The sequence below is a fragment of the Raoultella sp. genome, from assembly GCF_039594335.1.
In the GTDB taxonomy this organism is placed as follows: Bacteria; Pseudomonadota; Gammaproteobacteria; order Enterobacterales; family Enterobacteriaceae; genus Klebsiella.
The window spans coordinates 1-4,063 of the sequence record NZ_JBCNNS010000230.1; the positions used below are offsets into that span (position 1 = coordinate 1).

General features: G+C 51.1%; 2 protein-coding genes and 2 pseudogenes. All 4 read left to right on the forward strand.

The genetic code is table 11. From position 1 onward, the window contains the following. Positions 1-267: pseudogene (locus ACZAHD_RS22000) on the forward strand (CatB-related O-acetyltransferase); the annotation flags it as partial. Between the two features lie 320 nt (positions 268-587). Beyond that, positions 588-2,121 (forward strand): annotated as a pseudogene (gene cadC, locus ACZAHD_RS22005) (lysine decarboxylation/transport transcriptional activator CadC). A gap of 365 nt (positions 2,122-2,486) precedes the next feature. Continuing rightward, complete coding sequence (gene cadB / locus ACZAHD_RS22010; protein ID WP_462458633.1) at positions 2,487-3,821, forward strand: cadaverine/lysine antiporter; 1,335 nt, start codon at positions 2,487-2,489, stop codon at positions 3,819-3,821. Between the two features lie 81 nt (positions 3,822-3,902). Further along, the coding region (locus ACZAHD_RS22015; protein WP_462458634.1) for an Orn/Lys/Arg decarboxylase N-terminal domain-containing protein at positions 3,903-4,063 on the forward strand (161 nt) is incomplete at its 3' end.

The following is a 4,063-nucleotide window of genomic DNA, read 5'->3' on the forward strand; positions in this document are numbered from 1 at the left end:
ATGCCGGGCGTCACGATTGGCGAAGGCGCTGTGGTGGCGGCGGGCGCGGTGGTCACCAAAGACGTCGCACCCTATAGCGTGGTAGGCGGCAATCCGGCCACCTTTATCAAGTACCGTTTTCCCGAGCTCGACATTAAGCGACTGCTGAAGCTGAACCTCTATGAATTAGAGGAAGAGACGCTATTGAGTCTGCAGCCGCTGCTGTCCAGCCCGGATATTAGCGCGCTCGAGCAGGCGGTGGCGCAGCATCGGCAGGAGCACGGTTAATCCGCCTGCAAGCCGAAATTTGTCTCTGATGGGGTTGTAGACCTGTTGCGTGTCGACAGCGGGGGAGTCCAGATAACCGGCTTTACCGCCGCCGAAGAGAGCCTCGTTAATGGGAATGGGTGAGTTCAGCAGCAAGTGATTTTGGGCGGAAATGAAACAGATGTTAATAAAGTATTGTAGGTTTTGTTTGGAAATAAAAACTGGCTAAGTGAAATAAGATCAGAATGATATAACGCGATAAAGGGATGACCCCTATCATAAATAGGGGTAGAAAATGTGCTATTATCGCGCCTTTCCCTTTTCGTTTTGGGCTCTTTTTTATGCAACAACCTGTTGTTCGCGTGGGAGAATGGCTGGTTATACCCTCCGTTAACCAAATCAGTCGGAAGGGGCGTCAGCTTACTCTTGAACCGCGCTTAATCGATCTGTTGGTCTTCTTTGCTCGTCATCCTGGCGAAGTGCTCAGCAGGGACGAGCTTATTGATAATGTCTGGACACGTAATGTAGTGACCAGCCATGTCGTCACGCAGAGTATTTCCGAGTTACGTAAATCGTTGAAAGATGGCAACGATAGTATCCTCGAATATATTGCGACGGTACCAAAGCGCGGCTATAAGCTCACCGTGCCGGTCATCTGGTGTACGGAAGAAGGGGAAGAAGCCGCGATGGCAATCTCGCCCGCGTCCCCCGCAGCGACATCTGACCTGACGACCCCAACGCTCTCTGCCGCCGAGGTTGAGCAAGGCCAGACGCCGGCCGTAAAACCGGAGAAGCGTCGACCTATTACTACCTTGTGGGTCTGGATCTTGTTCCTGCTGGCGCTGGGTACCTGCGTGGCCCTGGTGGCGTTGTCGTCGCTTGAGTCGCGGCCACCGGTGAATAAAGCGCGTTTGCTGCTGAACCCGCGCGATATCGATATCCATCTGCTGAAAGGGAATTCCTGCACCAATTGGGCATCGCAGCACTCGTATGCGGTGGGCTTAGGCAGCCTGGTGACCACGTCGCTCAACACCTTCTCGACCTTTATGGTGCATGACAAAACCAACTACAACATTAATGAGCCGAGCAGTTCAGGTAAAACGCTGACCATTGAGTTCGTCAACCAGCGACACTATCGCGCGCAGCAGTGCTTTATGTCCGTACAGATGGTGGATAACGCCGACGGCTCAACCATGCTGGATAAAACGGTATTTCATCACCAGCGACAACCAGCTGGCGATTCAAAACGACCTGCTGAGTAGCTTATCGGAGGCCTTAAAGCAGCCGTGGTCGGAACGCATGCAGGCGATGCTGAAACAGTATCAACCGTCACACAGCACGGCGTTGACGCATTTCTACGAGTCGCATCAGTTATTAATGAACGGCGATGTGGATTCATTAGGTAAGGCCAGCACGTTGCTTGATGATGTGATTAAAGATTCGCCTGAGTTTGCTTACGCCTATGCGGAAAAAACGCTGGTGGATGTATTACGTCATTCGCAACAGCCGTTAAATAAAGAGCAGCTCAGCGCGCTGTATGCTGAAATCTCCCGGGTTGGCGATATGCCGGGGATCAAAGATTCGGCGGTATTTTATCAAATTAAAACAGTGGATTTGTTGGGCCAGGGGAAAGTCGATGAAGCGTATAACGCGATTAATACCGGGATCGACCTCGAGATGTCCTGGGTGAATTACGTGCTGTTGGGTAAAGTCTATGAGATGAAAGGGGAAAACCGGGAAGCTGCGGATGCTTATCTGACGGCATTTAATTTACGCCCGGGCGAGAACACCTTTTACTGGATTGAAAATGCCGTCTTCCAGACTTCCGTCACCCGTGTGGTACCCTACCTCGATAATTTCCTCTCTTCAGAATAAGTAAACCCTCGCCATGCTCAGGATATTGAGCGTGGCGAGGTTAAATTTATGTTTCTCATGAGATCCGTGATTGTTATATATATTCGATGCAGGAATTGCGTGGCACAACACAAATTTAACACGTTACTTTTCTTTTAATTCTATGTAAGTAAACGATGTTTACCTTTTTATGATAAAAACATGTCATCCTGATATGTTAATTGAAAAAGGTCAAAATATCATTTGTCTGATGTTTTCAGTTATTTCACTTTATCTTTAGGACTTATCTCGTACTCATCAGTAATCTTATTGGCAGTTGGTCGGATTAATAAAATATTCATCATCATGATCTGTACCTCAAAAATAAACTCAGGAGAAAAGCAAACATGAGTTCTGCCAAGAAAATCGGGCTATTTGCCTGTACCGGCGTTGTCGCTGGTAATATGATGGGGAGCGGTATTGCGTTATTGCCTGCAAACCTCGCTAGCATCGGTGGTATTGCCATCTGGGGATGGGTGATTTCTATTATTGGCGCGATGTCTCTGGCTTATGTTTATGCCCGACTGGCGACCAAAAATCCGCAGCAGGGTGGCCCCATTGCCTATGCGGGTGAAATATCTCCAGCGTTCGGTTTCCAGACCGGCGTCCTTTATTATCACGCCAACTGGATCGGTAACCTGGCAATCGGTATTACCGCCGTCTCTTATTTATCAACGTTCTTCCCGGTTTTAAATAACCCAGTGCCGGCAGGCATTGCCTGTATTGCCATCGTATGGATATTTACCTTCGTGAATATGCTCGGTGGGACCTGGGTTAGCCGCCTGACGACGATTGGCCTGGTGCTGGTACTTATTCCGGTAGTGATGACCGCAGTGGTCGGCTGGCACTGGTTTGATGCTGCAACCTATCAGGCAAACTGGAACACCTCCAGCACCACGGACAGCCACGCGGTCATCAAAAGTATCCTGCTCTGCCTGTGGGCCTTCGTCGGGGTGGAATCCGCCGCCGTCAGTACCGGGATGGTGAAAAACCCGAAACGTACCGTGCCGCTGGCCACCATGCTGGGCACCGCGATGGCCGGTATCGTCTACATCGCCGCGACCCAGGTGATTGCAGGTATGTATCCTGCCTCTCAGATGGCCGCATCCGGTGCGCCGTTTGCAGTGAGTGCCTCCACCATTCTCGGCGGCTGGGCTGCGCCGATGGTTTCCGCCTTCACCGCCTTTGCCTGCCTGACTTCGCTTGGTTCGTGGATGATGCTGGTGGGGCAGGCTGGCGTACGTGCTGCCAATGACGGTAACTTCCCGAAAGTGTATGGCGAAGTCGACAGCAACGGTATTCCGAAAAAAGGTCTGCTGCTGGCTGCGGTGAAAATGACCGCGCTGATGGTGCTGATTACCCTGATGAACTCCACCGGCGGCAAGGCTTCTGATCTGTTCGGTGAACTGACCGGTATTGCCGTCCTGCTGACCATGCTGCCTTACTTCTACTCCTGCGTTGACCTGATTCGCTTCGAAGGCATCAATGTACGCAACTTCGTCAGCCTGATTTGCTCCGTACTCGGCTGCGCGTTCTGCTTCATCGCCCTGATGGGGGCAAGCTCCTTCGAACTGGCCGGTACCTTTATCGTCAGCCTGATTATCCTGATGTTCTACGGTCGCAAAATGCACCAGCGTCAGCACAACAACTCCGCTGAGAGCAATACCGCCAGCGCGCATTAATCAGCAACCCTATTCCTGAGGCTCCTTCCATCACCTGTCATGACCTGGCGGGAGGGGCTCTCTTTATCTGGAGATTTGACTATGAACGTTATTGCAATCATGAATCACATGGGGGTTTACTTTAAAGAAGAACCCATCCGTGAACTGCATCGCGCCCTCGAACGCCTGGACTTCCGCATTGTCTACCCGAACGACCGTGAAGACTTATTAAAACTTATCGAAAACAATGCCCGTCTGTGTGG

Bases quoted from the DNA above. Each gene is read 5' to 3' on its own strand.
- cadB (WP_462458633.1), top strand. From the start codon at position 2,487: ATGAGTTCTGCCAAGAAAATCGGGCTATTTGCCTGTACCGGCGTTGTC.